This is a genomic window from uncultured Lactobacillus sp. (genome assembly GCF_948948975.1).
GTDB lineage: Bacteria > Bacillota > Bacilli > Lactobacillales > Lactobacillaceae > Lactobacillus.
Genome location: NZ_CARBVX010000012.1, coordinates 11,961 through 36,932, shown reverse-complemented (window position 1 = coordinate 36,932; position 24,972 = coordinate 11,961). Strand labels below are relative to the sequence as shown.

General features: G+C 34.3%; 41 protein-coding genes, 1 tRNA gene and 2 pseudogenes. 36 read left to right on the top strand and 8 right to left on the bottom strand.

The window, feature by feature from the left end; translation table 11 throughout:
• Positions 1–256 precede the first annotated feature (256 nt).
• The 6 genes from Q9R40_RS06135 to Q9R40_RS06110 all read right to left on the bottom strand — a co-directional run bounded on the left by Q9R40_RS06135 (position 257) and on the right by Q9R40_RS06110 (position 4,749).
• Positions 257–1,147: a type II toxin-antitoxin system PemK/MazF family toxin gene (locus Q9R40_RS06135; RefSeq protein WP_014567325.1), complete on the bottom strand. Its 891-nt coding sequence runs from the start codon at positions 1,145–1,147 to the stop codon at positions 257–259.
• A 296-nt stretch (positions 1,148–1,443) separates the two neighbouring features.
• On the bottom strand, positions 1,444–1,662 hold the full coding sequence (locus Q9R40_RS06130; RefSeq protein WP_014567326.1) for a hypothetical protein: 219 nt from the start codon (positions 1,660–1,662) through the stop codon (positions 1,444–1,446).
• 44 nt (positions 1,663–1,706) lie between these two features.
• Positions 1,707–2,255 (bottom strand): hypothetical protein, encoded by a 549-nt coding sequence (locus tag Q9R40_RS06125; protein WP_304676928.1) that lies wholly within the window; start codon positions 2,253–2,255, stop codon positions 1,707–1,709.
• A gap of 71 nt (positions 2,256–2,326) precedes the next feature.
• Positions 2,327–3,508, bottom strand: a complete 1,182-nt coding sequence (locus tag Q9R40_RS06120; protein WP_304676927.1) for an Abi family protein — start codon at positions 3,506–3,508, stop codon at positions 2,327–2,329.
• Between the two features lie 440 nt (positions 3,509–3,948).
• A complete protein-coding gene (locus tag Q9R40_RS06115; protein WP_304676926.1) occupies positions 3,949–4,371 on the bottom strand; it encodes an ImmA/IrrE family metallo-endopeptidase in 423 nt (140 codons plus the stop codon).
• Positions 4,372–4,374: 3 nt separating this feature from the next.
• On the bottom strand, positions 4,375–4,749 hold the full coding sequence (locus Q9R40_RS06110) for a helix-turn-helix domain-containing protein (RefSeq protein ID WP_304676925.1): 375 nt from the start codon (positions 4,747–4,749) through the stop codon (positions 4,375–4,377).
• A gap of 168 nt (positions 4,750–4,917) precedes the next feature.
• On the opposite strand from Q9R40_RS06110, the gene Q9R40_RS06105 reads away from it, so the two are divergent.
• The 4 genes and pseudogenes from Q9R40_RS06105 to Q9R40_RS06090 all read left to right on the top strand — a co-directional run bounded on the left by Q9R40_RS06105 (position 4,918) and on the right by Q9R40_RS06090 (position 6,379).
• Entirely contained in the window at positions 4,918–5,127 is a 210-nt protein-coding gene (locus tag Q9R40_RS06105; RefSeq protein ID WP_095182654.1) for a helix-turn-helix transcriptional regulator, read from the top strand.
• Positions 5,128–5,166: 39 nt separating this feature from the next.
• Positions 5,167–5,910, top strand: coding sequence for a phage antirepressor KilAC domain-containing protein (locus tag Q9R40_RS06100; protein ID WP_304676923.1), 744 nt, complete (start codon positions 5,167–5,169; stop codon positions 5,908–5,910).
• 76 nt (positions 5,911–5,986) lie between these two features.
• A pseudogene (locus Q9R40_RS06095) lies at positions 5,987–6,085 on the top strand (phage antirepressor KilAC domain-containing protein); the annotation flags it as partial.
• 48 nt (positions 6,086–6,133) lie between these two features.
• Positions 6,134–6,379, top strand: a complete 246-nt coding sequence (locus tag Q9R40_RS06090) for a hypothetical protein (RefSeq protein ID WP_304676922.1) — start codon at positions 6,134–6,136, stop codon at positions 6,377–6,379.
• On the opposite strand, the gene Q9R40_RS06085 is transcribed toward Q9R40_RS06090, so the two are convergent.
• Positions 6,355–7,062, bottom strand: a complete 708-nt coding sequence (locus tag Q9R40_RS06085) for a hypothetical protein (protein WP_304676921.1) — start codon at positions 7,060–7,062, stop codon at positions 6,355–6,357. The genes Q9R40_RS06090 and Q9R40_RS06085 overlap by 25 nt on opposite strands.
• Before the next feature lie 85 nt (positions 7,063–7,147).
• On the opposite strand from Q9R40_RS06085, the gene Q9R40_RS06080 reads away from it, so the two are divergent.
• From Q9R40_RS06080 to Q9R40_RS06065, 4 genes are read left to right on the top strand one after another with little or no spacing between them, the layout of a single operon-like run.
• Complete coding sequence (locus Q9R40_RS06080; protein WP_044496728.1) at positions 7,148–7,363, top strand: helix-turn-helix domain-containing protein; 216 nt, start codon at positions 7,148–7,150, stop codon at positions 7,361–7,363.
• Positions 7,341–7,472: a hypothetical protein gene (locus Q9R40_RS06075; RefSeq protein ID WP_004895221.1), complete on the top strand. Its 132-nt coding sequence runs from the start codon at positions 7,341–7,343 to the stop codon at positions 7,470–7,472. Before Q9R40_RS06080 ends, Q9R40_RS06075 begins: the two co-directional genes overlap by 23 nt.
• 15 nt (positions 7,473–7,487) lie before the next feature.
• Positions 7,488–7,697, top strand: a complete 210-nt coding sequence (locus Q9R40_RS06070; protein WP_011161481.1) for a helix-turn-helix domain-containing protein — start codon at positions 7,488–7,490, stop codon at positions 7,695–7,697.
• On the top strand, positions 7,694–7,843 hold the full coding sequence (locus Q9R40_RS06065; RefSeq protein WP_014567333.1) for a hypothetical protein: 150 nt from the start codon (positions 7,694–7,696) through the stop codon (positions 7,841–7,843). Before Q9R40_RS06070 ends, Q9R40_RS06065 begins: the two co-directional genes overlap by 4 nt.
• Before the next feature lie 118 nt (positions 7,844–7,961).
• Here Q9R40_RS06065 and Q9R40_RS06060 read toward each other — a convergent pair whose 3' ends face one another.
• Positions 7,962–8,237 (bottom strand): hypothetical protein, encoded by a 276-nt coding sequence (locus Q9R40_RS06060; protein WP_257579048.1) that lies wholly within the window; start codon positions 8,235–8,237, stop codon positions 7,962–7,964.
• A 63-nt stretch (positions 8,238–8,300) separates the two neighbouring features.
• Here Q9R40_RS06060 and Q9R40_RS06055 point away from each other — a divergent pair, with 63 nt between their 5' ends.
• The 28 genes and pseudogenes from Q9R40_RS06055 to Q9R40_RS05915 all read left to right on the top strand — a co-directional run bounded on the left by Q9R40_RS06055 (position 8,301) and on the right by Q9R40_RS05915 (position 24,957).
• Positions 8,301–8,447 (top strand): hypothetical protein, encoded by a 147-nt coding sequence (locus Q9R40_RS06055; RefSeq protein ID WP_257579050.1) that lies wholly within the window; start codon positions 8,301–8,303, stop codon positions 8,445–8,447.
• A gap of 36 nt (positions 8,448–8,483) precedes the next feature.
• On the top strand, positions 8,484–9,377 hold the full coding sequence (locus tag Q9R40_RS06050; RefSeq protein ID WP_304676920.1) for a DUF1351 domain-containing protein: 894 nt from the start codon (positions 8,484–8,486) through the stop codon (positions 9,375–9,377).
• Position 9,378: 1 nt separating this feature from the next.
• The gene (locus Q9R40_RS06045; RefSeq protein WP_304676919.1) at positions 9,379–10,182 is read left to right on the top strand and encodes an ERF family protein; all 804 of its coding nucleotides are present in this window, start codon (positions 9,379–9,381) and stop codon (positions 10,180–10,182) included.
• Between the two features lie 11 nt (positions 10,183–10,193).
• Positions 10,194–10,940 carry a helix-turn-helix domain-containing protein gene (locus tag Q9R40_RS06040; RefSeq protein ID WP_304676918.1) on the top strand — a complete coding sequence of 249 codons (747 nt, stop codon included), beginning with the start codon at positions 10,194–10,196 and terminating at the stop codon, positions 10,938–10,940.
• Positions 10,930–11,280 (top strand): helix-turn-helix domain-containing protein, encoded by a 351-nt coding sequence (locus Q9R40_RS06035; RefSeq protein WP_086874975.1) that lies wholly within the window; start codon positions 10,930–10,932, stop codon positions 11,278–11,280. Before Q9R40_RS06040 ends, Q9R40_RS06035 begins: the two co-directional genes overlap by 11 nt.
• A complete protein-coding gene (locus Q9R40_RS06030; protein ID WP_167797414.1) occupies positions 11,281–11,433 on the top strand; it encodes a hypothetical protein in 153 nt (50 codons plus the stop codon).
• Positions 11,434–11,442: 9 nt separating this feature from the next.
• Entirely contained in the window at positions 11,443–11,841 is a 399-nt protein-coding gene (locus Q9R40_RS06025) for a hypothetical protein (protein WP_011162201.1), read from the top strand.
• 1 nt (position 11,842) lies between these two features.
• On the top strand, positions 11,843–12,403 hold the full coding sequence (locus tag Q9R40_RS06020; RefSeq protein ID WP_304676917.1) for a hypothetical protein: 561 nt from the start codon (positions 11,843–11,845) through the stop codon (positions 12,401–12,403).
• A gap of 42 nt (positions 12,404–12,445) precedes the next feature.
• Entirely contained in the window at positions 12,446–12,661 is a 216-nt protein-coding gene (locus Q9R40_RS06015; protein ID WP_155692922.1) for a hypothetical protein, read from the top strand.
• A gap of 3 nt (positions 12,662–12,664) precedes the next feature.
• Positions 12,665–12,940 carry a hypothetical protein gene (locus tag Q9R40_RS06010; protein ID WP_304676916.1) on the top strand — a complete coding sequence of 92 codons (276 nt, stop codon included), beginning with the start codon at positions 12,665–12,667 and terminating at the stop codon, positions 12,938–12,940.
• Positions 12,941–12,959: 19 nt separating this feature from the next.
• Positions 12,960–13,475 carry a methyltransferase domain-containing protein gene (locus tag Q9R40_RS06005; RefSeq protein ID WP_304676915.1) on the top strand — a complete coding sequence of 172 codons (516 nt, stop codon included), beginning with the start codon at positions 12,960–12,962 and terminating at the stop codon, positions 13,473–13,475.
• A gap of 16 nt (positions 13,476–13,491) precedes the next feature.
• Positions 13,492–13,953, top strand: coding sequence for a RusA family crossover junction endodeoxyribonuclease (locus Q9R40_RS06000; protein ID WP_304676914.1), 462 nt, complete (start codon positions 13,492–13,494; stop codon positions 13,951–13,953).
• Entirely contained in the window at positions 13,953–14,171 is a 219-nt protein-coding gene (locus tag Q9R40_RS05995) for a hypothetical protein (RefSeq protein ID WP_304676913.1), read from the top strand. Before Q9R40_RS06000 ends, Q9R40_RS05995 begins: the two co-directional genes overlap by 1 nt.
• Before the next feature lie 127 nt (positions 14,172–14,298).
• Positions 14,299–14,502, top strand: a complete 204-nt coding sequence (locus tag Q9R40_RS05990; RefSeq protein WP_304676912.1) for a hypothetical protein — start codon at positions 14,299–14,301, stop codon at positions 14,500–14,502.
• 26 nt (positions 14,503–14,528) lie between these two features.
• Positions 14,529–14,969, top strand: a complete 441-nt coding sequence (locus Q9R40_RS05985; protein ID WP_304676911.1) for an ArpU family phage packaging/lysis transcriptional regulator — start codon at positions 14,529–14,531, stop codon at positions 14,967–14,969.
• A gap of 700 nt (positions 14,970–15,669) precedes the next feature.
• Positions 15,670–15,741 (top strand) — tRNA-Glu (locus Q9R40_RS05980).
• Positions 15,742–15,847: 106 nt separating this feature from the next.
• The gene (locus tag Q9R40_RS05975; RefSeq protein ID WP_155692929.1) at positions 15,848–16,795 is read left to right on the top strand and encodes a hypothetical protein; all 948 of its coding nucleotides are present in this window, start codon (positions 15,848–15,850) and stop codon (positions 16,793–16,795) included.
• A gap of 34 nt (positions 16,796–16,829) precedes the next feature.
• The gene (locus Q9R40_RS05970; RefSeq protein WP_155692930.1) at positions 16,830–17,312 is read left to right on the top strand and encodes a hypothetical protein; all 483 of its coding nucleotides are present in this window, start codon (positions 16,830–16,832) and stop codon (positions 17,310–17,312) included.
• A gap of 56 nt (positions 17,313–17,368) precedes the next feature.
• On the top strand, positions 17,369–18,001 hold the full coding sequence (locus tag Q9R40_RS05965) for a DUF4417 domain-containing protein (protein ID WP_155692931.1): 633 nt from the start codon (positions 17,369–17,371) through the stop codon (positions 17,999–18,001).
• Positions 17,991–18,395, top strand: a complete 405-nt coding sequence (locus Q9R40_RS05960) for a hypothetical protein (RefSeq protein ID WP_151498215.1) — start codon at positions 17,991–17,993, stop codon at positions 18,393–18,395. Before Q9R40_RS05965 ends, Q9R40_RS05960 begins: the two co-directional genes overlap by 11 nt.
• 214 nt (positions 18,396–18,609) lie before the next feature.
• Positions 18,610–19,461, top strand: a complete 852-nt coding sequence (locus tag Q9R40_RS05955; protein ID WP_304676910.1) for a terminase small subunit — start codon at positions 18,610–18,612, stop codon at positions 19,459–19,461.
• Entirely contained in the window at positions 19,448–20,722 is a 1,275-nt protein-coding gene (locus Q9R40_RS05950; protein WP_151498217.1) for a PBSX family phage terminase large subunit, read from the top strand. The genes Q9R40_RS05955 and Q9R40_RS05950 overlap by 14 nt, the downstream gene beginning before the upstream one ends.
• A 15-nt stretch (positions 20,723–20,737) precedes the next feature.
• A pseudogene (locus Q9R40_RS09535) lies at positions 20,738–22,238 on the top strand (phage portal protein).
• On the top strand, positions 22,168–22,455 hold the full coding sequence (locus Q9R40_RS05935; RefSeq protein WP_043921305.1) for a ribosomal-processing cysteine protease Prp: 288 nt from the start codon (positions 22,168–22,170) through the stop codon (positions 22,453–22,455). The pseudogene Q9R40_RS09535 and the gene Q9R40_RS05935 overlap by 71 nt, the downstream one beginning before the upstream one ends.
• Positions 22,456–22,461: 6 nt before the next feature.
• Positions 22,462–23,565 carry a minor capsid protein gene (locus Q9R40_RS05930; RefSeq protein ID WP_304676908.1) on the top strand — a complete coding sequence of 368 codons (1,104 nt, stop codon included), beginning with the start codon at positions 22,462–22,464 and terminating at the stop codon, positions 23,563–23,565.
• On the top strand, positions 23,558–23,764 hold the full coding sequence (locus Q9R40_RS05925) for a hypothetical protein (RefSeq protein WP_278944328.1): 207 nt from the start codon (positions 23,558–23,560) through the stop codon (positions 23,762–23,764). The genes Q9R40_RS05930 and Q9R40_RS05925 overlap by 8 nt, the downstream gene beginning before the upstream one ends.
• Positions 23,765–23,938: 174 nt before the next feature.
• Entirely contained in the window at positions 23,939–24,589 is a 651-nt protein-coding gene (locus Q9R40_RS05920) for a DUF4355 domain-containing protein (RefSeq protein WP_304676907.1), read from the top strand.
• Positions 24,590–24,591: 2 nt separating this feature from the next.
• The gene (locus Q9R40_RS05915; RefSeq protein ID WP_304676906.1) at positions 24,592–24,957 is read left to right on the top strand and encodes a hypothetical protein; all 366 of its coding nucleotides are present in this window, start codon (positions 24,592–24,594) and stop codon (positions 24,955–24,957) included.
• The last annotated feature ends 15 nt before the right edge of the window (positions 24,958–24,972 follow it).

Sequence of the window (24,972 nt, the reverse complement as noted above, 5' to 3'; positions counted from 1 at the left end):
GCGTTGAATTACCAGTTCAACTTTTCATCTAACATATATATGTTTATTTTGCATTGGTCATAGTGATGACCGACCCGTAAAGTGTTACCAGCGCTTTGCGGGTCTTTTTTTGTTTCTTAGATAGATATTTTGTACGTAAAAAAACTCCCTATCAGCTAAGCATGATAGAGAGTGAAGGGACTAAATCCCACGTATTTATATAAATTAAGGAGCTAAACTCCCAGTACACTCATTATCACACATTTAGCTTTGATATTCAATCTTTAGAGACATATAGCTGCATTAACCTATCACTGATAGCGGTCATTTGATCACTAGATAATTTAATGTCTCCTGAGGGATCAAATCTATTTATTTTTCGTATTCGTAATTTACTAATTGTAGTTATATCTTCGATACGTGCAAATGTATTTTTATTATATTTTTTATAAACGGAAACTACCTTAGCTAATTGTTTTTCTTGTACTTGACATTCAGCAATTTCCTTTACTAGTTGTTGCCCTTTCTCATCTAATTTTTTAGCATCTTGTTCTAAAGAATTGGCTTCTAAGCTTTTTTGGATAACAGCATTATAAAGTTCAGAAAGAGAAGAAACTTGGTTGGAATTAGAGTCTTCTGTATCATTAAGAACCTTCTCTACTTTTGCCTTAAGGACAGTGAGATCTTGATTAAACTTTTTATTGTCATCAAGAAGCTTCTGACGCATAAGTGTAATTTCTTTATTATGCTTTTCCAACACCTCTATTTTCTTTTTAACCTTATTTAGATGCTCTAGGATAAGAACGGAAGTTTGATTAAATATTTCGGTCCCCAAAGAAAATAATCCTGGCTTTTTCTTTGAAGTTAAGGGGATTACGGTAAGAGTACGATTTTGAGGGCTGTCCTTTTTATTTAGGACTACTGCAAAGTGTAAATTACTAAACTCACTCCCTTCATTAACACCAAAATTCACACTTATTATAGAGCCACGCGAATAGTAGTAATAACGGTCAACTATTTTTTTATTTGCCTCTAGAGAGAAGTAATGAGAACTTTCTTCTAGCCAATATGGAAGTGATTTAAATTTTTGCTGGTAATGGTATTTATTTGGATCGCATACTTGTTTAAATTTTTTAGATGCGTTTTCAATGTGTTCATTTTTATCCATATTTTTTGTGTTTTCCTCAAAGAATAATGGTGTCTTATATAAACGGCTTTTTATTTACTTATAACAGATGCGCGGTCGGAACGAGCGCGCATCTAGGGCGCCCGTGGGTTAGATTATCTCTTGTTGATTTCGTGAATCAAAAGAAGTAAGATAATCAGTATAAGTATTGTTTGGTTCATGGTTGTCACCTTCAAAGCACAGCTTGCTGTGCTACGCTTAGGAGAGTGACATAACATGAAAGGAGCGGGCGCCCTAAGAGCTTTTCGGCTTTAAGGGATGCTCGTTTTTTTATGCTATTAAGATTTGTACTTAAATGTTTTACCGCAATCCATACAAATCATTTCAATCTTTTTGCTATTTTTACCAGCAAATCCAGCAAGTGATCCTACACCACCAACTAGAACCGTACCGGCAACTGCCTTACCAACAGAAAAAGCCTTTTTCTTTCGACCGATTGGCTCAACGTTAGTAGATTTACATTTAGGGCATCGCGGCCCTTTATGAAATAATCCCATTTTTCAAATCCTCCAAGATAACTTGTATATTTTTGCGTGTAAGTCTATGGATTAGTATACGAATTAGATGCTTCCGCTGCCGTTTGTGCTTGAATATCTTTTGCTTTTTGTGTAGGTGAACCATCTGAATTGATTAATCCATTTTGACGAAGCCATTCATCTTGCCCTTTAACCCAATCATCAGCTGAACCATCAGGATTAGATCCTGCAGCATGATCTTGACCCGGAAGGAGAGGGTGTCCGTTTGGATCATATCCACGCTCTTTATTAATTTGTCCTTGAGTTTTTTGCTGTTGAACCTGTGTGTTTTGTTTTTGAGTCTGAGTGGTATTAGCAGAAGACTGATCATTTTGCTGTGGGCTTGCACTAGCATCCTGCTGAGCTGACTCTTGCGCCATATCTTTAGTATCAGTATTAGACTGTTCATTCTTAGTATCTTTTTTGCTAGACTGCTTTTTCGATTTGTGTTTTTTAACTTTAGTGGTAGCTTCCTCGGCTTGCTTTGTATTGCTTGAACGATTTGAAAGACTTAGCGCTCCAAGAGATAGTCCAACTAAGGCAATCGCACAGAACGAAATAATATTTCTTTTCATATTCATCCTCTATTATTGAAAATTATTGAATTATACTTTATATATCTTATTACTATTAAGATTAAGAAACCCTAATCATAGTCTGCATACTTACCGTCGTGTAAAAAAGGAAAACTTTTATTTAACGTAGAATAGTAATGTAAAGAATGATTAATATCTTCTAATTCAGTAGTGAAGCGACGAGGCAAATTACAGTTTTTGATAAAGAGATTATAAGTCTTTCTGTCATTATATGTGCGAGTATTCTGGTATTGCCAATCTTTTAATTGGCGAATTAAAAGTAAAGCATCATATTTATCGAGTAAACACATTAAAACTATTAATATGCCATATATTCCATTTCCAAGATTCTTTGTATCAAATCTCTTTTTTGTTATGTCAACTTCTATTATTGAATATAGTTGTTTATATTTTAAATTGTACCGGCTTTTAAAATGAACAATTCGATCGCCGTGAGCTAGCGCATTTCTAAAATCATTTATAGAATGAATCATTGTAGAAAATAATTCAACTAATTTATTTTTGAACTTCTTTTCTAAGGAATCGGCAACTTTATCTACAATATTAGGATCATCTTTGTCAATGTCTACTTTTTGCTTTAATTCCTTTTCTATTTGCCAAAATATATATTCATTCCATTCTTCTTCAGTAGATTTTGGTCTAGAACCAAATTCTTGATTTGCAACTGGTAACATTGACTTTATAATATATATTTTTAATTTAAAGGGAAGAATACCAAATAGCATTCTTGTTTCTCCCAGCATTGCGTCATTCAATAAAATCCAAGGAGGGACCACATCATAATTATTTTTGTAATAACGTAAAGGCTCGCTACGTGGACGACTCAATATCCTTTCAAATTCATAAAGTATACTTGAAGTTCGGCTTGCATGGCGCAAATTAAAATTATGTGGATTTAAATATTGTTTAGGATCTACTCCAAAATTAGATGCTAGGGCATAGCTTATATTTTCTTTAAGACGTTGTTCTACATTTAAAGTAAAACGAAATAGAATGTTTCTAAGATCATCTTCTATTCTATGGTATTTATATAGATCTTCTAATGTAGTTTGAATAGGGTATTCTTTTTGACCTTTTCTGTATAGGTCTTCTTTATATCTATTTATAAGATTATAGTAGCCACGGCTCTGGAGTAATTCGGTTCCAATTCGGTCATTGGTTACAATTAAGCCATGATCTCTTAAATTATCTAATTGTTGTTGATAAGTTAGAAATTTTACTTTTTTCTTCATTAAACGAAAAACACCTCATGGAATATTTACCATGAGGTGTTTTAACGACCCGTGTACATTACAGGCATTTCAGCTATACCACTATGGTAAATATAAAAATATCAATTGTCAAATATTAATAGCTTATTTTAAAGAAAAGCTTTACATACTCGTTTATGGTGCATGCTAAAATCAATGTGATTTTTAGACAGATTGGATTGCCTTTTTACAAAATAAAAAAATCTATTTTGCTGCTAGATACTCTATGACCCAGTCTTTATAAGAAGATGGAATGCAATAATAAAGCATGAAATTATCTATATTCCAATCTTCTTTAGGCACATCATAGAAATAATAGTCAGCAAGAATTTTGATTCCCGTTTGTGTTGCTTTGACTTCGACAGGCGATGAACTACTTTCTCCGCAATAGAATTGCTTTATCTATGATTTTCTTTGAATACTCAAGCTTGTTCCTCAAGTAAATAGTAGCAATCTCTAGGGATGCCGAAAGCTTGAGCGAAGGTGTACATATTATAGAAGTAAATATCGTGTAAGTCGCAATATTCAGTTAAAAGATACAAACTGAACTCATTTGCTTCTCGTTCTAAGCGAATACTGTTTACCGAACTAGAATGGTATTCGCTTTTTTCGTGTCCTAGAAATAGATGTCCCAACTCATGACCAATAATAAAAGGAATTTCATCTATATTTTTCCAGTTAGCGTTAATTACGGCAGTGCGATACTCGGGGAAAGCTTCGGAAGGATCATCGTTTTTTGCGGCGTAAGAGAAAGTAACACCGTACTGATGATCCAGAGCGTAATTCATTAACCACCTAATTACTTGATTTCTAGCTGCTGTTTTTTGTTCTGGTGTCTGATACATGGGCTATTGGTCCTTTTTTGGAAGATTATGTTTTTCTGCGTACTGTTGGGCCAGTAAGCGGAAAGTATCGTTCAAATCTTCCGAAATAACTCCTTTATAGGGCAGACCAAGATCTTCGTAATTAAGTTTATTAGAACGAGTATCTTTTTTTTGTGTTTCACTTGAAGAATTTCGATTGTTGGATTTTCCCATTAGATAATCATTTGAAACTCCAAAGAGAGTGGACATTGTAGTTATAGTGGCACTATCAGGTTCTCTATTACCGTATTCATAGTTGGCATATGTAGTTAGAGGAAGGTTCATTTTTTTAGCTGTTTCTGTTTTTGTCCACCCAGCTAGTTTACGTTCACTTTCAATTCTTTGACTTAAAATACTCATGATTTTAATACACTTTCTTTTTCTCTTTTTGAGTATATCTTAAACAAATATTTTCAATTTGAAAATATTTTTTCTCAAAAAGAAAAGAAAAATGTTGACTTTCTCAAAATGAATAGTATTATAGTGTATGTAATCAAGTTATTCAAAACGAGAAAGGTGGTGAACAGCTTGGTAAATGTTATTGAAAAGGATGCACAAAAAATCGCAAAGAATTACTTAAAAACGCATGGCATTAAACAATCTTATGTAGCCAATAAAATGGGCATTAGTGAGACAACACTAAGTAGTCGTTTAAATGGACGATTAAAGTTTGATGCAAATTTTGCAATTGCCTTTGCAAAGGCCTTAAATTTATCGCCGTCTATTTTTTTAAAATAAAGTTATTCATTTTGAGAAGAAGTAAAAAGAGGGTAGTTTATGAAAGATTTAATACCAATCAAAGTAGAAAACGATCAGCAATTACTAAGCGCTAGAGACTTGCATAAAGGCTTAGGACTTAAAAAACAGTTTACGGATTGGGTAAAACAAAATTTTAAAGATTTTGAAGAAAACACTGATTTTGTGTTTACACCTCAAAGTGTAAACATGCCGAATGGCGGTACAAAGCAAATTAAAGATTATTTTTTAACAATCGACATGGCTAAACAGCTTTGCTTGATGAGTAGAACCGAAAAAGGCAAACAATATCGTAAATACTTAATCGAAGTAGAGCGTAAATGGAATGATCCACAAGAAGTAGTTAAGCGTGGATATGCAATCTTACAAAATGAGAATACTCAGTTAAAACTAGAAAACAAGAATTTAACTGTTCAACTTGAAGAAAGCAATAAGAAGGCTAGCTACCTGGATATCATTTTAGGAACGCCAGATGCATTAGCGATTACGCAGATTGCCGCTGATTATGGTTATGGTGCAGTAAGCTTCAACAAACTTCTAAAACAAGTTGGTATTCAGCATAAAGTTAATGGCCAATGGATTCTTTACAAGGTCTATATGGGCAAAGGCTATGTAGTAAGTCAAGCTTTCACTTTTAAAGATCATTTAGGCAAGGACAGAAGCAAGACAACTACTTACTGGACTCAGAAGGGAAGAAAACTTATCTACGATGTGCTTAAAGAAAATAATATTCTGCCGTTAATTGAACGTGACGATATTGCATAGGGACGTAATCATGAAAATAAAAAAGGGGTCTTTATTTTGGAGACCCCTGGTGGAAAACAGTCAGTAACAATCATAAATGGAGCTTGGTTTGTTCAAGATCAAAGAGACAACTATTAACCTTTCAAACGGCTCCACATCAATTAGTAAGACACCTAAGGTAACAGGTAGGGGATAACAGTATTTTGTTAATAAGCTGAGCAGCTTAGAAGCTTAGGAGATAGAGATGGAAAAAGAATCAAAAATGGAAAGATTAGAGCTTTTTCAAAGACTGATTGAAGAAAACAATAGTCTTAAGCAACAGGTAGAAACTGCTGCAAATCTACAAGAAAAAGTGATAGCTGATTTTCAAATTGAAAAAATTATAAAAATCAAATATCGAAAGGGATTAGGAACAAAAGAAAATCCAGTACGAGTTATTACCTCATACTGGAGCTTTGATGGACATCACTTATTCGATTTGGAAGTGTGATTGGTACGGCGGCTTACTGGTGGATTTTTAATCATCAAGTGATAGTCAACACGTGCAATATAAATCTTTAAATATTGCTTAATTTGTTCTAATTGAGTCTTTAAATCAAAATTTGCTGGACGATTCCAATGAGTAAAATCATTTCCGTTAATTCTAACTACATCAGTAGAAATTAAGCTTGCCTCATCGTCTTTGAAATAATGCGAGATTGCATCATTTAGCTTTAGCTTAGCGATATCTTCTTTGGATTCGCCAGAAAAAGCTAGAGCGAAATCTTTTATCAAAACTTCTTCAGCAGCCCTATATCCCATACCTGCGAGATCTAAATTTCCGTTATTTTCAGCAGTTTCTGCTTGATGGTAAAGATCAATAAAACGGGGAGAAAATTTGGTTAGATTTTCTGAAAAGTTAGTGAGGGTATTGCTAGGATAAAGAACCCATAATTGAGTTTCTTTACCGCTACGATCTGGACTGATGAACTGTAAAGAATAATGCTCATGGTTACAACTAGGACAACGATGAGTCAAAAAAAAGACACGACCATCTGAAGTTCCTTTAGTTCCTTCAACTGTTGTAATTGGATTATTTGAACGACTGCATTCAGGGCAAAGATCTGGAATTAAATAAGTTGATTGATAGTAATTGGGATATCCCATGCTCATTTTTTGAGATCTATATTGCATATAATTATCCTTCTTTCTGTATAACAATGTTATTGTAACACAATATGTAGTCTTTTAACCGCAAAAATTAGAAAGGAACCACAATATGTCGTGGCAAAGAGTAGAAGAAGTATTACAAATTAAAAATATAAGCTTAAAGAGTCTATCTATTAAATCAGGCCTTAACTATGAAAACCTTAGAAATTATCGATATAAGCACTATGAACCTACTTTCAAGACAATGTGTAAGATTGCTGACGCTTTGGGAGTTAGTCTTGATGAATTGAGAGGAGATAAGGATGAAGTTAACACTAGAAGGTAAACCGGAAGAAATTCAAGATATTCTAAGTTTTATCCATCTTCAGCAAGAAACTTATCTTGCTGTAAAAGGAGTAGATAGAGCTAGTAAGGAAAGTATTTTGATTCATTAAAAAGGAGATGATTTCATGCAAATCGCAATCCCAGAACGAGTTATTGAAAGAGCTATTCAACAGAAGTATTTTAACGTGACGGCATCAGCAAACTTCTTAGGAGTTAGTCCATCTACATTTAGAATTTGGCTGAAAAAGTTTGATTTTAAGCCAATTAGTATTGATGGCCAAATCTTATATGACAAGGATGTCTTACAAAAGTTTATGGAGGATCACAAACTATGAGGAAATGGATTAATCAAAAAATTAACGAATTTATGGGTACTGCACTCACAATTAGAGAAACCGAAATTCTAACACTAAGTACACTCATTACTGCATTAGTAGCAATTGTTTTTACGATGTACACAGCGATTTTTCCAAATATTTAAGTAAGGTGATGAAAAAATATGATTAAAAACAAAAAATACAGGGATCCATTTAAAGGGATGAGCTTTAAAGGAAAACCTGTATCTAGAGAAGAATATATTGCAGCTTATGAAAGCTACATTAAGCGTTGTTCTGGCGAAGCCAAAGATTAGTTCTAGATGAATTGGTTCTAAAACTAGAAAATTCAGAAATTGAAACTCTGATTGTATCTTCAAGACATTGGATTTCGTCAAAAATTTTATCTATGTCTAAAGGACTAATCAAAATGATTTCTGTAGGTAAATGTTGAAACCATTTTGTATCAGGTAAATTTTCTAGTTTAGTTCTAATAGCTACTGCCAACGGTTGATTAGTGGGTGCAACTTCATAATCAAACGTTACAAGGTACTTATGCATAATTAATCCTCCTTTCTTGGAATTAATTATAACAATAGTCAGACTTGAAAAGAGGTGAGGTAGATGACGCTAGAAACACGATTAATCAGTAACAGTAATGCTTTCTTCACTAGAGAAACAAGACAACCGCTTATACATGATGAATATCAAAAGCAATTTGAGACAGATTTAATGACAACAAAAAAGCCGTTAACTGCGCCAACAGTTTAACGACTACAAAAAATACAAAACCAAAGGAATTATAACATGAATAAGATTAACGAAGCTAAAAAAGACATGATTACGTTTGAAAATGAAAATTTTCCAATTAGTTTTAAAAAGGCTGAAATAGACTTTCCCGGGTACGAGCTACTAAATGCTAAGGTAGATGATTTAGCTAAAGGCTGGGAAAGCTATGTAGTAACTTCTAAATCGTATCCTTACGATAAAAAGACTAGGGCAGAACTAAATCGCATTCGGAAAGCCTTAAATGATCGAAGAAAATCAATTACACAACAAGCTAGTCAACCTATTGATGAGTTTACTGCTCAAATTAAATCACTTGATTTGAAAATTAAGGTAGCTGTTGATCACATTAGTGAAGGAATTAAGTCTTTTGATGATAAAGCTAAAAAAGACAAACATCAGCAGAATTTATTGCAACTGGGTAAGATTGCAGTTGAATATAATGTGCCTTTACAGGAGCTTGATTACCAAGAAAAGTGGGATAACAAGACCACTAGTTGGGGAACTATTGAAGAAGAAGCTAGACAACAATTTGAAGTAATTGCTGAAAGACTAAAGGCTAGAAAAGAAGCTGAGCAAGTTATTGCTACTAAGGCTAATGAGTACACTAAACCTGCTATGACTGCTAGTCCATATCTTCAAATGCTTGATTATAAGTCGCTGCCTGACGTACTAACTCAAATGGATAATGACCATGATTATTTAATTAAGCAGGCTAAACAGCAAGAAGAAAATCGCAAGAAAGCTATAGAATCGCTTGAACAACATGGCGATAAGTATGTCGATGCTAAAACAGGCGAAGTAGTTGATAAGGTACATAGCGTCACACTTAAGCTTACTGGTACTACAGAACAATTAACAGCCCTATCTAATTTCATTCGCGATTGGGGTATTAGCTATGAGAGGGTGAACTAAGATGGAGATCTATGGAAAAGAAGAAGACAGAGCTAAGTGGGCAATGCATTATGCGCAAGTTAAAGCTAATATTAGCCAGCCTAAAAGAACACATAATGTTACTGTTTCAGGCAAAAATAAGCAAGGAAAACCTTATAGCTATGACTATAAGTATGCTGATCTAGCAGACATCGATAAAGCAGTAATGGATGGTATTAAAAAAGCTACAGATAAAGAAGGTAATGTAACTTTTAGTTATTTCTTTGATATTCAAACAACTAACACTGCAGTAACCGTCCAAACACTTTTAGTTGACGCCTCAGGCTTTACTGTAAAAACAAATAAAATCGTTTTTCAAAACGGTAAAGCATATGATGCACAAGCAACCGCCAGTCTTATCAGTTATGCAAAAAGATATTCACTTAGTGGTGCCTTTGGGATTGCTGCAGATGATGATAATGATGCTAAAGATCAAAAGATTATTTATGAACCAAAAATTTTAACTAAACAAGAGCTTGAAAATTATCAAGTATATTACAATGGCGTGCAAGCCAATTTGTACGACTTGTATCAAGAAGCAAGAGACGGTATCAAAGATGCCCAAGATTGGTTTAAAGAATCCCATACACCAGAAGATGCGCAAGCTATCCATCAAATTGCACAGATTTTTAAAAAGAAACACCCCGGAACAAAAGAATCTGATAAAGCAAAGAAAGCTGCTCTTGATAAGATACAGCAGTCTCGACCCGAAGAAGTCAAAAAGGATCCGTTTGATGAAAAGAAGGTAGAAGTAGATTCAGATCCTGTTACAGATAGTCTATTTTAGGGGAATGCAGAATGGCAAAGATCAAGAAAGTATATGAAAAATCCTACACAGTTATAGATAATCATGTCATTCAGGACACTAATCTCTCTTGGAAAGCTAAGGGATTGTTTGTTTACCTATGGTCACAGAGTGATGAATGGAATTTTTACGAAAAAGAAGTAGTCAAACATTCTTCTGATGGAATTTCTGGTCTTAGGAGTGGATTAGCTGAACTTGAAAAACATGGCTATTTAAAACGAGAGAGAAAGAGAAGTAAAGGCCAGGTAAAAGAAAGCATTTGGACCTTAAGTGAGACACCTAATTTAGATTTTCTAAGACAGGGGAAACCTGATTTAGAAAAACCTAAACAGGAAAAGCCTAAATTGGAAAAACCTAAACAGGAAAAGCCTAAATTGGAAAAACCTAAACAGGAAAATCGAACACTAATAAATACTAATCAAAATAAATACCAAGATAAACAAGTAAGAAAAGAAACAATTACTAAATCTCTCTCTAAAGAAGAGAGGGAGAGAGATGAAAATGTAATTGAAATCTTAATCAATTATCTTAACCATTGTGCTGAGGAATGGAGAAGACCAATAATTACATTTTCAGATTCTGAAATAAATAAGATGATTAGAGCAGTTCATGGAAAAGATACCCGAAAACTTAAAGAAGCAGCTGAAAAGACTGTTATTTACGGTGAACAGTATCCACAAGGGTACCTACTTACTTGCATAAAGAACTTACCGGAGGAAGAAGTAGCAAATGAAGAATAGACTTAAAGAGTTACGGATAGAAAAAGGCCTAACACAAGAGGAATTGGGCAATCAATTAGGATTAGCCAACAACACTATTAGTCGATATGAGACCGGTAGTAATGAACCACCTAAATTTGAAACTTGGCAAAAAATAGCAGACTTCTTTCACGTTCCTACTGAGTATCTACTAGGTATTACTAACGATAGAGTGACACTAACAGTTAATGATCTAAACCCAGCAGAAGAAGATGCATACAAGCGTATCACTGCAATGCTTAGTGAAGATTATCCAAAAGGTAGTATTTCTAAAAATAAAATAGGTCGATTGTTAGCAGACGAAGGTTTGTGGGAGGAATAAATGAGCGGACATTTATCAGCTGAATGGTGGTGCGTTTTTATTTTAATTAATTTGTTTTTTGGAGATGGAATTAGAGATGATCAAAAGTCCTACGTTCTAATAACATGTTTAACGATTATTGATGTGGTTTTGATTTTTTTGAGATTTGTATAGAGGAGAAATATGAAAGTAGCATCTGATGTACTAGGTGATCTAAAGACCGCCTATGTTGATAAAACAATTGTAAAGAAACTTGATGAGCATAAACCGTTAGAAGACCTAGATGCTCTTAACTTAATCGGGGGGGTATTTTCAGCCGGCTATCAAGCAAAAAGAAAGCACCTAGCATTGGCCAATCCCTTTAATGATTTTTATGCGGAGGAGAAAAAAGAAAGTCGAAGGGATGCCTATAGCAAATTAACCAGCAAGAAGCTTGCAGACACCTTGAATGAAGAATATGCACGGAGTCAACTATTAGGTAAGTCAGCATGGCAAAATGAGGATTTTCAAAAATTAATGTTAGAAGTAACTGCTAGATGGGTAGCAGATAATAAACGGAAGAGAGTTAAGTTGGAGTTTTAAGATGAGCTTTAATAACCACGTATTTGAATACAAATGCTTTGATAACAAAATAGAATATCTTGCTTGTAAAGATCCTGAATATGAATGGAAAAATCGAATAAATTACCTTTTCGATCGGTCAAGTTCAACGTTAAGCATTAGTGGTGATTTTGGATTTGCAGTGTTCTGCTGGTATTCAAGTCAAAACACTTTGCGAGATATTGCGGAATACAGTAAAGATTTAGGCTACTTTGCTTCTAAAGTAAAAGCAGCAGAAGAATTATGGAGTTATGATTACAGTCTTTTAGATGAACAGCTTAATGATTATTTACGATTATCCGATGAAAATGATGATTGCTATTTATCAAAATCAGAACGTCAAGAATTAAAGAACTCTATTTTGGAAAGCTGGGATGATAGAACGGGCTATCACATGAGTTCTGATTTAGAGACCAAAATAGCTGTAGAGTTTGATCCGAATTATTGGGAAAACTTGCCTGACGGAAAAGTTATTAGTGACTGGATAAGGGATTATGCTTCTGGACTACAAAAGTGGCTAGACCAGGATACTAAAAATAAGTGATAAAGCGTTTAAAGAAATAAAGCATGGAATTGAGGATTAAAAATGAAGTTGGAATGTGCAAACTGTGGAAAAGTATTTGATAAAGATGATGACATTTTAACTATCACTGATAATCAACTAATACTTAGATATTTTGATTGGCCAGACGGAAGAGACAATGCTTTCTGTTCAGAAGATTGCTTATGTGATGCCTTAATGGCGGAGTATGTCAGCGTAGATGAATTTAAAGAAATGTATAAAGAAGGAGAAGAAGAGTAAAGAATGATGGAGAAAAAAGGATGCCAATATTGTGATTTTCAAGGTCCGGACAATATTGGAATGGAGATAAATAGTCAATTACGACTATCGGAAGAGCAAATGTTTCAATCTGATTGGGAAGAGGGATATTGGTTTAACTATTTAAAGAAAGTAAGTTCAAAGGGAGTTGTTCTTGTTAGTCTTCATACTGACAATGAATTTTATGGGTGCGATAGTGATGAATTAAGAATTCATTACTGTCCGATTTGTGGAAGGAAACTGATTGATGAAAATTCTTGATGTTTGTTGTGGATCTCGCATGTTTTGGTACGACAAAAAAGAACTGCATACAACCTATATGGATATTCGTAAAGCTGTTTATACGACTATGGATCGTGGTAATGAGCGAAAGATTGAAGTCAATCCAGATGTTCAAGCAGACTGGAAAAATATTCCGTTTGCTGATGAGACCTTTGACTTAGTTGTATTTGATCCGCCGCACTTAGTACGCGCAGGTAAGACTAGCTGGCTAGCAAAGAAATACGGAACCCTTGACTTAGTGACGTGGCCGAATGAATTTCATAAAGCTTTTAATGAAATAATGCGAGTGATGAAACCGACAGGAGTGATGATCTTTAAGTGGAATGAAGATCAAATACCGATTAAGGAAGCTTTAAGGGCATTCGGTCAGCAACCCATTTTAGGAGACATGAGAAGTAAAACGAAGTGGAGTGTATTTATCAAGCCAGAAAAAGCAAAAGATATTCCTGCAACGCAAGATAAATCAACCCATAAAGTTATTGAAGACTGGCGTAAAGTTATCAAAGGAAATTAAAAAACGAGGTGCATTAGTGAGAGTTGAATTTATAGTAGATGGTCAGCCGATTGGAAAAGCTAGACCAAGAGTAACTAGAACAGTTACTTTTACACCAAAAAGAACATCTCGGTATGAAGAGTTGGTTAGATATGCAGCAACTAGCAACTTTGAGGGATATTTTAAAAAGGGATGTGCCTTAGATGTAAAGATTATTGCTTATTTTGGAGTACCTAAGAGTTATACAAAGAAGAGACGAGAAAACTGTCTAGCAGGTATAGAATTGCCTACCAAGAAGCCTGATATAGATAATATCGGAAAAATAGTTTTAGACGGTATGAATCCAAAATTGCGTAAAAATAAGCAGTTACACAAAATGGTCGAAGTGATGCGAGGTATATATCAAGACGATCAACAAGTTACATATCTGACCGTAAAAAAGAGGTATGCAGACCGTGCAAGAGTTGAAGTTAGAGTTAAGGAAGATGAGGGAAGATAATGAAAAGAGTAAAGATTTATGACCAAGAAAAATATAAGTGGGCATTAGATAGCGCATTAGATGCTTTAGGCAGAGAAGATAGAACGTTGTTCATGGCTCGTGTTGAGGATATGGTTACAGTTAGCAATGCATCTAAAGTTGATACTTTATATATGTTTGCTCAAAGCGCCTATTTAAATGGTTTGTCGTCAGACTTTGTTTGCGGAGGTCATAAATAATGTTATGTAGTGTATGTGGTGACGCCTTGCATCCGGGAGAGGGCGTTTATTCTTTTATAAATGCTGATGATAAAGAATATATTTTCTGCAGTTTAAGATGTTTGGAAGAATATTTTGGAATAGAAGAGTGGTATGTAGGTTAATGAGTAATGACTATAGGCGCTATCATTTAGCGCATGATGAAGCGTATAAAGACTTAAATTTGATCCATAAGTATGATACTGCATCCCTTACAGTAAAAGATTTATGGGAGCTAAAACAGGCAGCATACCGTGAAGGATATCTGCGTGCGATGGATGTAAGACAATACAGAGATACGGGATTGGAATGATAAAACTAGAACTAGGAGCTGATACAGTGAGTTTATTTCCGGAATTAGATGAGAAAGAGACCTTAAAAGAAGTAGCGAAATTCTTTACTAAAGATTTAGAACGATTGCTATTAATGAGTGGCCATGAATTAGTAGATCTTAAGTCTCCAACATTAAGTTCGGCTCCTGGTCATAGCAATGGTAATAACAACAGTGAAAAGGCAATAATTAGAGGCTTAAATGCTGAAGCAATGGTTAGAGCAACTAATGATACAATCCATCATTGTTCGCACAATTCTCAAATTATTTTGATAGGATTGTTTATTCGCAAATGGCCATGGAATGAAGTTAAGCCACTGGTTTACAGTGAGAATAACAAGTTTAGCTATTTACGCAGAAAAGCAATGTTTGAGTTTGCTGACGGATTTGATTATTGGCAAAGAGTAAACAACTGCCAACCTATTATTGACCTACACAAGTATAAATAAGGGTAATTTTGCGGGAATATGGTGGTAATTCGTTGATACTTATCTATGCTTAAATATATATTGTCGAAAAAAGTAAAAGTTTTTCGATAAATCCATTAGTACGGTTTGCAATACGAGCAATATTCATCCGTATTTTTTACAGTTTTAGATCTGAAAAGATCTCTCAGCATGTTAGCTATTTTTAACTCGGCCCTTACTGTTAAATAGTCTCATGGTTAACATGCAGCAACATTTAGGTTCGATTCCTACTTGTTGCTTACCTAGGGTTTTGATGCTACTTCCCTAGGACTAGATGTGCGATGACCCCACGGTTCGGGAGAGCGTATCATAATTAAGAGCTGGTTGGTCGTGCATCGGACTGTACGACTGCCGTGGGTACGACGACACAATTTGGAATTAGAAAGAAGGTATCTTCTTTCACAATATATTAGGTTCGAATCCTGACGTACTCATTGTCCGGCGGAAAACGGACGTAAAAATTAAATCTTTACCTTGTCATACAATTGGTAAAGTACTTTAAATGATAAATTCACGGAATAAGTCATTTAATTTTACAGTTATTAGGTTGATTGTTTTAGCGGTAGGCAGGTAAGACACGAGCAGACTAGATGTGACTAACGTAACTCCTGCATTAAACTGGAAAAGACACACCACGGCAATCGTAAAAACGTAGCATAATAGACGCGGTTCCCCTTATTTTGGCTCGTTGGTCAAGTGGTCAAGACACTGGTTTTTCATACCAGTAACACAAGTTCGATTCTTGTACGGGCTATTGCTATTTAAAGTAGCAAAATCCTAAATACTATTTATTAAGAAGGCTGTATGTCTTCTTTTTTTATTGATAAAATTACTTTGAAATAGTATTTAGGAGGATATGAATGGCAACAAAAAAATTATATTTTCATAGATTACAGATGTATTATTTGAATGGCATTAGCGATGGAAATGATCCTATTTTTTTAGATATATCTGAAGAAAAAGAAATACTCTGTAATATTTTGAATGGTATAGAAACAACTCCGAAGTTTATGGAATTTAAATATAAAGAAAGACGTGTAGCCATTGAATTTATATTGGGAATAGATAATTTTTTAAAAAATAAATCAGGAATAATTTGTGGAAAACTGTCTCATCCTCGTGATAAACATGCATATCAATTACGCACAAAGGGAAGAGCTGATGAAGAAGAAATTGCAACAAAAAAAGATCAGCTCTTTGAGGCGAGATCCTATTTCTTGATTGACACAGATTCAATGATAATAGCTTATTTATATGAGCAATCTGCTCCTCACATAAAGGCTTTAGGTGATTGGGTCTATTTTGCCACAAAAAATAATGCAAATATGTCTACTGTATGGGGACAAGTTACTGGAATAGCTACCAAAAATATGATAGAAAATCTTAAAAAAGCTGCTTATATTGGAAATATTGAATATTATATGGAAATTCCTACTAGCTTAGCTGCTGAATATACACAATTGAGCGAAGGCGAATATAAGAAGCTAAAAAATCAAAAGTTTATAAAATTACAGTGCAAACTTGTTACCGAAAAAAGAGGTGTGTCGGCCTTTGACGATTCTGAAGAAGTAGGTGGTTTTTTTAAAGGTCTAAAAAATAATCCTTTTATAAAAAAGGTAAGAGTTAAAATGAAAAATAAAAAAGAAGACCATGTTACAGAAGTACAATTAGTTAATAATCCTTTGAATTACTCAATAAATTTTGATTTTGACGCAATGAGTAATACAGAGTATGATAAGACTATTTCTGAGCGAATTCAAAGCGAATATAATACACATAAAAAAGAAATAAATGATGTGTATAAATAAAGAATTTTAATAAAAAAGAGAAAAGGAGATAGTTATGAAAAAGATGTATAGAAGAAATAAATCTCTTTTCGTTCTTTCCGTTCTTCTTTTTGTTTTAAATATAAGTATTGTACTTATTTGGATAAAAACTAATCTCTTTAAAGGTATAATAACAGTTAATCAAACATTAGGTAGAAGTATCATAACTATTGATACAGTATTGATTGGTTTTTCATACACTGCCTTAAATACAATGCTATCCTTTAGTAATAATGATGAATTTAACAGTATAGATAAAGATGGATACATTGATAAATACTACAATGGAGTATACGTTTCAATTGGTTGGTTCTTTATCGCATTACTATTAGGAGTAATTACTGGTTACTCTAATCTTGGAGAAAGATATCATTGGATATTTATGGCACAATTTGTAGTGAATTTAGATGCTTTTTCTTTTTTCGGATTAACTTTGATTAGATTTAGAAATTTAATTAATTGGGTAAGAAAAAATAAAATAAGAAAGTTAAAGCAATAATTGAAAATAAAATTTTAATAAGTCAGCGAAAGCTGGCTTTTTAATTTGGAGAAAATATGTCAAATAATTATAAATTTAAACGAGATTGGGAAAATGCTGAAAAAGCCATTTATGATGGTGAAGGTGAGTTTGATATTCCTGTAATTGCGCCGGAAGATTACCATAACGTTGAATGGATTGGATTCAATAAGGCTAAAGCTACACAAAACAGAGAAAATAAAGGGATTCACTTCTTTTTAGATGATTATCAATTCGTAAGATTATGGAAAAATGTTGATAGATATGTAGATTTGTTAAAAAGCTATGATTTCGTTATGTCGCCAGATTTTAGTACCTATACTGATTTTCCGAAGGCAATGCAAATTTATAATCATTATCGCAAACATTGGGTAGCTGCTTATTTACAAGAGCATGGAGTTCATGTTATTCCAACTATAAGTTGGTCGACTTTGGACAGTTTCGAATGGTGTTTTGATGGAGAGCCTCAGAACAGTACAGTTGCCATTTCTAGTGTGGGATGCAGCAAAACAATAGATAAATTTATTACTGGATATAATGCAATGATTGACAGACTGCATCCGTCAACAATTATTTTTTATGGAGATATACCGGCTGAATGTAAAGGCAACATAGTGCATGTTAGTTCATTTACCGAAAAATGGAGAGAGGCGAAAATGCTTGGGTGGTAGAGGATCAGCATCTGGAATAAGTGATAAAGGAAGAAAATATGGAACAGAATATCGCACTTTATTTCAATCTAATAATATTAAATTTATCAAATATGATATAAGTAAGAGTGCGACCAGTCCCTATGAAACTCGTTCTAATCACAGAATTTATGTAACCATAAATAATAAAAATGAGCCTAAATATATAACGATGTACAGAAATAATGGTAAGAGATTAGCACAAATTGATATCTCAGGTCCGGCACATACTCAAGCTGGAAGAAAATTTGAAACGCCCCATATACATGTAGGATATGAGCATCAAGGTTCATACGTAAGAAATCTAAATTTCTGGGAGAAGAGATTATTATCTAGAACTAAAAATATTTGGTACAATAAGAGAAAAGACAAGTGAACGTAGTTTATTAGAGAGAAGAACAATGGCACTATGCTTAACAAACGATTCACGAGTTTACTATGAAAGTAGTAGATAGTTAGGTGGGCGTGCATAGAGGTCAGATAGGTGCGGGTGCAAATCTCGCCTTGCTTGTCTTAAAGAAGACGATACTCAAACGAGTGTCGTCTTTTATTATGCATTAAATTTTAGAAAGGTGGTGTGGTGATATGTCATGAGCAAAATAGAAGATGCAAAAGCAGATTACTTAGCAGGCATGAAGTATAAAGATATTGCTAAGAAATATGGAGTTGCATTAAGTACTGTTAAGTCATGGAAAACTAGAAATAAGTGGCAACGTAATGCAACTAAAAAGAAAAGTATGCATACAAAACAAAAAAGTATGCGTACAAAACGAGAAAAGGTTGCACCATCATTGCCATATCTAGAATTACCAAATAATGATGAACTTACTGACAAGCAAAGAACCTTTTGTTTGTACTATTTACAGCGATTTAACAGTACGTGGGCATATCAAAAAGCTTATGGTGCAAGCTATGAAGTGGCTATGACAAATGGAAGCCGGTTGCTCAGAAATGCTCGGATAAAGTCTTATCTAACTGAGCTTAAGAAACAACAGTCTCAAGAGTTATATGCTACGGCAAATGACATATTGCTACGCTATTTAAAACAGGCTACTAGCGATGTTACTGACGTTCTCTCATTTAAGACTGAAAAACATCTAATTTACTACAAAATTCATGATAAAGATGGCCCATACGAGGACGCGGGAGGTAAGTTCCGGTATGAGCCTAAGATTGATCCAGAGACAGGTGAACAAGCATATTACTATGAACATCTAATTACTCTGAAAGATAGTAAAGATATCGATACATCAAACATTAAGAGTATTCGTATTGATAAAGGTGAGCCAGTAGTTGAGATGGAAGATCGCCAGAAAGCAATGCAAATATTACTTGATCGCTTGCCAGAACCTGAGGTTAGTGATGACAGTACTGCTTCATTGTTACGTGCTCTTAAAGATGGTATGGATAAGATTTGGAGTAAAGATAATGAAGATAACTAGATTTAACTTTGTTCCGTTTTCTCGTAAGCAACTGCAAGTCTTAAGCTGGTGGATTAATCCTCGAACCATAAACCAGGAAGCCATTATTTGTGATGGTTCAGTTCGTGCTGGAAAGACTGTAGTAATGGCGCTCTCATATATATTGTGGTCCATGACTAATTTTTCAGGACAACAATTCGGAATGGCTGGAAAGACTATTGGATCTTTTAGACGCAATGTACTTCGCCCATTAAGAAGTATGTTAGAAAGCGAAGGATATAACGTATATGATTCTCGTTCTGAAAATATGATAACAATCAGCAAAAATGGGCATACAAACTTTTACTTCATCTTTGGTGGTAAGGATGAAGCATCCCAGGACCTAGTTCAAGGTATTACTTTGGCTGGGTTCTTTTTTGATGAAGTTGCACTTATGCCACAAAGCTTTGTTAATCAAGCAACAGCTCGTTGTTCAGTGACAGGCGCTAAAATGTGGTTCAACTGTAATCCGTCTGGCCCGTTTCATTGGTTTAAACTAAATTGGATTGACCAGATGAAAGATAAACGTGCTTTACGCATCCACTTCACGATGCATGATAATCCATCTCTTGACAGTGTAACTATTAGCAGATATGAACGCATGTATTCGGGAGTGTTCTATCAGAGGTATATCCAAGGTCTATGGGTAATGTCGGAAGGAGTTATCTATGACAATTTTGATAAAGACACAATGGTAGTTAATGAATTACCTAATCATTTTGAAAAGTATTATGTATCTTGTGATTACGGTACATTAAACCCTACTGCGTTCCTATTATGGGGACGCAATCATGGAGTTTGGTATCTGATTAAAGAATATTATTACTCAGGAAGAACTACATCCCATCAAAAGACAGATGAAGAGTATTGCCATGATCTCAAAGAGTTTCTTGGGAACATTAGAGCTGAGATGATTATTGATCCTTCTGCAGCTTCTTTCAGTACAACTTTACGACAGAATGGTTTTAAAGTTCGAAAAGCTAAGAACGACGTGATCGATGGCATTCGCGTTACACAAACTGCAATGAATGAAGGAAAGATCAAGTTTAGTAATAATTGTCCTAATTTATTTAAAGAATTAGCAAGTTACGTTTGGGATGAAAAAGCTGCTGAACATGGAGAAGATAAGCCTGTTAAGCAACATGATCACGCATGTGATGCAATGAGATATTTTGTTTACACAGTTATCTATAAGCGGGTTAATGCAAAAGTTACTAAGCGTCCTCTCATTCGTGGATTATAGAAAGAAGGTGTAAAGGTGGCATTAGTGATTGATAAAGATTTACTTGGCGATGTAAATGAGCCCAACATTGAAGCCATAAATTATGCAATTAAAGAGCTAAAGAGTCGTCAAAAACGATTAGACATGCTGTCTGATTATTACAATGGAAAGCAAGAAATTGAAAAACATACATTTGAAAATGCTAATGTTGGAGCTTCTAATGTAATGATTAATCATGCTAAGTATATTAGTGATATGAATGTTGGATTTATGACAGGTAATCCGATTAAGTATGTTGCTGATAAAGGAAAGAATATTGATGATATTTTAGATATATTCAAGCAAATTGATATCCATAAGCATGATATTGAATTAGAAAAAGACTTATCTGTATTTGGTTACGGTTATGAATTACTTTATTTAAAGCAAACAGATCCTATAATTGCTAGAGATAAATTAGGAAATGAAAAGCTTACACCTAATACTGCTTTAAAGATTGAAGTAATAGATCCTCGGGCAACCATTGTGGTAACAGATGATACGGTTGAACATGAACCATTATTTGCTGTTTTTGCTCAAGAAAAGAAAAATCTGAGTGGAGAAACAAATGGTTATAGTATTACGATTTATATGCCTCAGAGAACTGTAGAATATCGTACAAAGCTGGGAATGGAAGTAACCCCCTACTGATCCGATTGTATATGATGGCGAAAATCTATTTGGTGCAGTTCCAATAATCGAATATCGAAATAATGAAGAACGGCAAGGTGATTTTGAACAATTGATTTCGCTGATTGATGCATATAACTTACTTCAAACAGATCGAATTTCAGACAAGGAAGCTTTTGTGGATGCACTTCTTGTTACATTTGGATTTGGTTTAGATAATGATAAGGACGATAAACAAAGGTTAAATCGAGGCGTTATTGAAGCTCCTCCACGCGAAGAGGGAGCAGATATTGAGTGGCTAACTAAAAGTTTTGATGAAACACAAGTTAATTTGCTTAGCCAATCCATTGAGAATGATATTCATAAGATTTCATATGTGCCAAATATGAATGATGAAAAATTCATGGGTAATGTGTCAGGTGAAGCAATGAAGTTTAAGTTGTTTGGCCTGGAAAACTTATTATCAATTAAACAACGCTATTTCTTTGATGGCTTACGTCGAAGATTGCAGTTAATTCAGACGATAGTAAACATTAAGGGAGCAAATGATGATGCTAGTGGATGCAAAATTTCACTTACTGCAAACATTCCATCTAATCTGTCAGATGTTGTAAATAACATCAAAAATGCTGATGGTGTCATCCCTAGAAAATATACTTATAGTTGGTTGCCCGACGTTGATAGTCCTCAAGATGTAATTGATGAAATGAATGAACAAGATGCCGAAACTATCAAGAAAAGCCAAGAAGCATTAAGACAGCAAGATCCCGATCGTTTAGAATTGGAGGAGTCTCAAGATGATTCGAGTGAAGATAATAAAGAACCCCAATCAGACAACAATCATAGCAGCCGGACACGCTCAATATAGTGCTAAAGGTTCTGATATTGTTTGTGCTGCATTTTCTACTTTGTTAACACATACGGTTAATAATTGTACTAACGTAAGTACTATTGATAAAAATGGAACATTAACGGCTATATTTGCAAATAGTGAACGCATTGAGAATAAAACATTACTAAATGCATTTGAGAATACGGTCGACCAGCTTATAAGCCAATATGGCAAGTATATAGCATGGTCTTGATTAATTATGAAAATTGATAAGAGTAAGTTTACATATTGGCAATTGCGAGACTTACAAAATGAGCAGCAAAATCAGGATGAAGCTACTGAACGATTGAAAATAATAAATAATGCTTATCAAAAAGCTCAATCATATCTAAGCGACGAGGTTCAAAAGATCTATCGTCGCTATTTTTATGCTGATATTTCAGAACAAGAAGTATCAGATATTATGTCCTCACATATCTCTCCCTCTGAATTAGTGACGCTAAAAGCTTTGGCTAGCAACATTACTGATAAAGAGAGCAAGATAGCTATCGACGATTATCTAAGTAGATTAGCGGCTAAGAGTAGAATTACTAGATTAGAAGAGCTACAAGTTAAAGCTTATATTGCCGCTAAGTCAGCTGGAGATGTTGAATTAGATCAGAACATTAAGTTACACACCGATGTAATGAAAAGAACGTGGTCTGAAGTTGAAAGACAGGGAGCTGTATATGATAAAGCAAAAGATTATAATCTGCCTGATATTAAAGTAAAGCCAAAATTAGAATCAAAAGAAAACAAAATTATTATTAAAAATCCTGAAACTGGCAAGAAGGTTGCTAGTGTGAAGATGGAACAAGATATCCCTAAAGACAAAATCACTGAGATACCTAATCGTTACGTTGAAGCAGCATTAAATACCCGGTGGGAAGGTAAAAATTTTTCATCGCGTATCTGGGATAATACTGATAAGCTTGCTGAACGCTTGCAAGAATTGTTTACGACTAAAGAATTGAGTAATATGTCCGAAAGAGACATGATTAAACAGATTGCCCATGAGTTTAATACTAGTAAATTTAATGCTTGTCGTTTGATTAGAACTGAGGCTAACTTCTTTTATTCCAAAATAAAGCTGGATAATTGGCGTAAACGTGGAGTTGAACGATATCAATTGCTTGCAGTGATTGATAGTCGAACTAGTGAAATATGTCGTTCAATCAATGGTAAAATATTTAAAGTTAGGGATGCGGTTTTTGGAAAGAATATGCCACCTCTGCATCCCTTTTGCCGAACTGTACCTGTAATCTATTTAGGCCCTAAAAATAATGCTGTTAGCTATATTAAAGAGGTTAAGAAAAATGAGTAAAATTATTCCACAAGAATATGACACTGTTCTTTTGAAAACAGGAGAAATGGTAGGCTTAATAGATCAAATGGATGAGACTCATTTTTTGCCTGACTATGGTGTTGAAACACCAGAACAAGAAGAAAAGACGATGGCTATGAAGCCTATTTCAATTGATGATATAGAAAAAGTTATATATAGATCTAAAGACACTCATTAACTTAATTGAATGTCTTTTATTTTGGATTGACCTAAGCATGTCATGAAACTACTTAAAAAATTGAATACGTATGTGGACTTGTTACTGCATACCAGGAAGGCACCGTGTAGAAATATGGGGTGTCTTTTCTTATGCAGTCATATTTCAAGTGTGCATGGGTAGAAAGGAATTTTTATGAAAAATATCGTATTAAAACTAAATTTACAGAGATTTGCTGATGATGGTCAAAGTGAAGGAGGTGAGGAAAGTAATACTAATTCTAGTGAAGCTGAAGTAAATGAAGATGTTTCAGGTGATACAAAACCGTTTAAAACTTTTGATACTCAATCTGAAATGGATTCTTTCTTTGATAAAAAATTAGCTAAAGCGTTAGATACCGCCCGTTCTAAGTGGGAGAAAGAACAGAGTGATAAAGCTCAAAAAGCTAAAGATCTTAAAAATATGTCTCCTGAAGAACGGCAAAACTATGAGCTAAAGCAACGTGAACAAGCTTTAGTTGATAGAGAAGCTGATATTACTAAGCGTGAAAATAGGAATAAATTAGCTTCTAAATTGATTGAAGATGGTTTGCCAGCTGAATTAGTAGATGTGTTTGATGACGTTTTAGCTGATAAAGATAAGATGACAGATACTTATCAAAAGGTTAGTGAAGTATTTCGCGGCGCAGTTCATGATGCCGTTGAAACTCGATTAGCTCAAAGTGCAAGACCTCCAAAGAGCTTAGATGGAAATCATGATTATAAATCTCCTGGAGAAATCTATGCTGAAAAAGCTAATAATTCTCAAAAGTCTAAAAACGATTTTTGGAATTTAGAAAGGAAATAAGAATGTATACACAATTTCAAAATGGAAAGCAATTAAACTTTCTTGCTTCTGAAAAGTTTACTGCTTTCCCAGAAACAATTAATAAAGATAATTACAACGTCCAAACAGATGACTTAGGACGTAAATATGTACCAGCGGGAACGATATATCCAACTAATGATGCAAAAGCTGTCGGAATCACTGTAAATGATGTGTACGTGTCAGAAGATGGATCTAATCAAATGGTTGCTGTTATGCGTGATGGGTGGGTGTTAAGTCAAAGATTGAATCCAACTCCAACAGCAGAGGCTATTAAGGCAATGTCAGCAATTCACTTTAAAGATTTGGATACAACGGGAGCTGCATCTGGTAGTACCACAAAGAACTAATAGAAGGGAGAATAT

Bases quoted from the DNA above. Each gene is read 5' to 3' on its own strand.
- Q9R40_RS06055 (WP_257579050.1), top strand. From the start codon at position 8,301: ATGACGCTAGAAACACGATTAATCAGTAACAGTAATGCTTTCTTCACT.
- Q9R40_RS06125 (WP_304676928.1), bottom strand. From the start codon at position 2,255: ATGAAAAGAAATATTATTTCGTTCTGTGCGATTGCCTTAGTTGGACTA.
- Q9R40_RS06030 (WP_167797414.1), top strand. From the start codon at position 11,281: ATGAGCGGACATTTATCAGCTGAATGGTGGTGCGTTTTTATTTTAATT.
- Q9R40_RS06115 (WP_304676926.1), bottom strand. From the start codon at position 4,371: ATGTATCAGACACCAGAACAAAAAACAGCAGCTAGAAATCAAGTAATT.
- Q9R40_RS05965 (WP_155692931.1), top strand. From the start codon at position 17,369: ATGTCAAATAATTATAAATTTAAACGAGATTGGGAAAATGCTGAAAAA.
- Q9R40_RS05995 (WP_304676913.1), top strand. From the start codon at position 13,953: ATGAAAAGAGTAAAGATTTATGACCAAGAAAAATATAAGTGGGCATTA.
- Q9R40_RS05920 (WP_304676907.1), top strand. From the start codon at position 23,939: ATGAAAAATATCGTATTAAAACTAAATTTACAGAGATTTGCTGATGAT.
- Q9R40_RS06005 (WP_304676915.1), top strand. From the start codon at position 12,960: ATGTTTTGGTACGACAAAAAAGAACTGCATACAACCTATATGGATATT.
- Q9R40_RS06050 (WP_304676920.1), top strand. From the start codon at position 8,484: ATGAATAAGATTAACGAAGCTAAAAAAGACATGATTACGTTTGAAAAT.
- Q9R40_RS06110 (WP_304676925.1), bottom strand. From the start codon at position 4,749: ATGAGTATTTTAAGTCAAAGAATTGAAAGTGAACGTAAACTAGCTGGG.
- Q9R40_RS06035 (WP_086874975.1), top strand. From the start codon at position 10,930: ATGAAGAATAGACTTAAAGAGTTACGGATAGAAAAAGGCCTAACACAA.
- Q9R40_RS05955 (WP_304676910.1), top strand. From the start codon at position 18,610: ATGAGCAAAATAGAAGATGCAAAAGCAGATTACTTAGCAGGCATGAAG.
- Q9R40_RS06100 (WP_304676923.1), top strand. From the start codon at position 5,167: ATGAAAGATTTAATACCAATCAAAGTAGAAAACGATCAGCAATTACTA.
- Q9R40_RS06090 (WP_304676922.1), top strand. From the start codon at position 6,134: ATGGAAAAAGAATCAAAAATGGAAAGATTAGAGCTTTTTCAAAGACTG.
- Q9R40_RS06045 (WP_304676919.1), top strand. From the start codon at position 9,379: ATGGAGATCTATGGAAAAGAAGAAGACAGAGCTAAGTGGGCAATGCAT.
- Q9R40_RS05915 (WP_304676906.1), top strand. From the start codon at position 24,592: ATGTATACACAATTTCAAAATGGAAAGCAATTAAACTTTCTTGCTTCT.
- Q9R40_RS06075 (WP_004895221.1), top strand. From the start codon at position 7,341: ATGAAGTTAACACTAGAAGGTAAACCGGAAGAAATTCAAGATATTCTA.
- Q9R40_RS06080 (WP_044496728.1), top strand. From the start codon at position 7,148: ATGTCGTGGCAAAGAGTAGAAGAAGTATTACAAATTAAAAATATAAGC.
- Q9R40_RS06010 (WP_304676916.1), top strand. From the start codon at position 12,665: ATGATGGAGAAAAAAGGATGCCAATATTGTGATTTTCAAGGTCCGGAC.
- Q9R40_RS05935 (WP_043921305.1), top strand. From the start codon at position 22,168: ATGATTCGAGTGAAGATAATAAAGAACCCCAATCAGACAACAATCATA.
- Q9R40_RS06070 (WP_011161481.1), top strand. From the start codon at position 7,488: ATGCAAATCGCAATCCCAGAACGAGTTATTGAAAGAGCTATTCAACAG.
- Q9R40_RS05925 (WP_278944328.1), top strand. From the start codon at position 23,558: ATGAGTAAAATTATTCCACAAGAATATGACACTGTTCTTTTGAAAACA.
- Q9R40_RS05970 (WP_155692930.1), top strand. From the start codon at position 16,830: ATGAAAAAGATGTATAGAAGAAATAAATCTCTTTTCGTTCTTTCCGTT.
- Q9R40_RS06025 (WP_011162201.1), top strand. From the start codon at position 11,443: ATGAAAGTAGCATCTGATGTACTAGGTGATCTAAAGACCGCCTATGTT.
- Q9R40_RS06120 (WP_304676927.1), bottom strand. From the start codon at position 3,508: ATGAAGAAAAAAGTAAAATTTCTAACTTATCAACAACAATTAGATAAT.
- Q9R40_RS06130 (WP_014567326.1), bottom strand. From the start codon at position 1,662: ATGGGATTATTTCATAAAGGGCCGCGATGCCCTAAATGTAAATCTACT.
- Q9R40_RS05975 (WP_155692929.1), top strand. From the start codon at position 15,848: ATGGCAACAAAAAAATTATATTTTCATAGATTACAGATGTATTATTTG.
- Q9R40_RS05930 (WP_304676908.1), top strand. From the start codon at position 22,462: ATGAAAATTGATAAGAGTAAGTTTACATATTGGCAATTGCGAGACTTA.
- Q9R40_RS06085 (WP_304676921.1), bottom strand. From the start codon at position 7,062: ATGCAATATAGATCTCAAAAAATGAGCATGGGATATCCCAATTACTAT.
- Q9R40_RS06135 (WP_014567325.1), bottom strand. From the start codon at position 1,147: ATGGATAAAAATGAACACATTGAAAACGCATCTAAAAAATTTAAACAA.
- Q9R40_RS06015 (WP_155692922.1), top strand. From the start codon at position 12,446: ATGAAGTTGGAATGTGCAAACTGTGGAAAAGTATTTGATAAAGATGAT.
- Q9R40_RS06065 (WP_014567333.1), top strand. From the start codon at position 7,694: ATGAGGAAATGGATTAATCAAAAAATTAACGAATTTATGGGTACTGCA.
- Q9R40_RS05950 (WP_151498217.1), top strand. From the start codon at position 19,448: ATGAAGATAACTAGATTTAACTTTGTTCCGTTTTCTCGTAAGCAACTG.
- Q9R40_RS06060 (WP_257579048.1), bottom strand. From the start codon at position 8,237: ATGCATAAGTACCTTGTAACGTTTGATTATGAAGTTGCACCCACTAAT.
- Q9R40_RS06040 (WP_304676918.1), top strand. From the start codon at position 10,194: ATGGCAAAGATCAAGAAAGTATATGAAAAATCCTACACAGTTATAGAT.
- Q9R40_RS06020 (WP_304676917.1), top strand. From the start codon at position 11,843: ATGAGCTTTAATAACCACGTATTTGAATACAAATGCTTTGATAACAAA.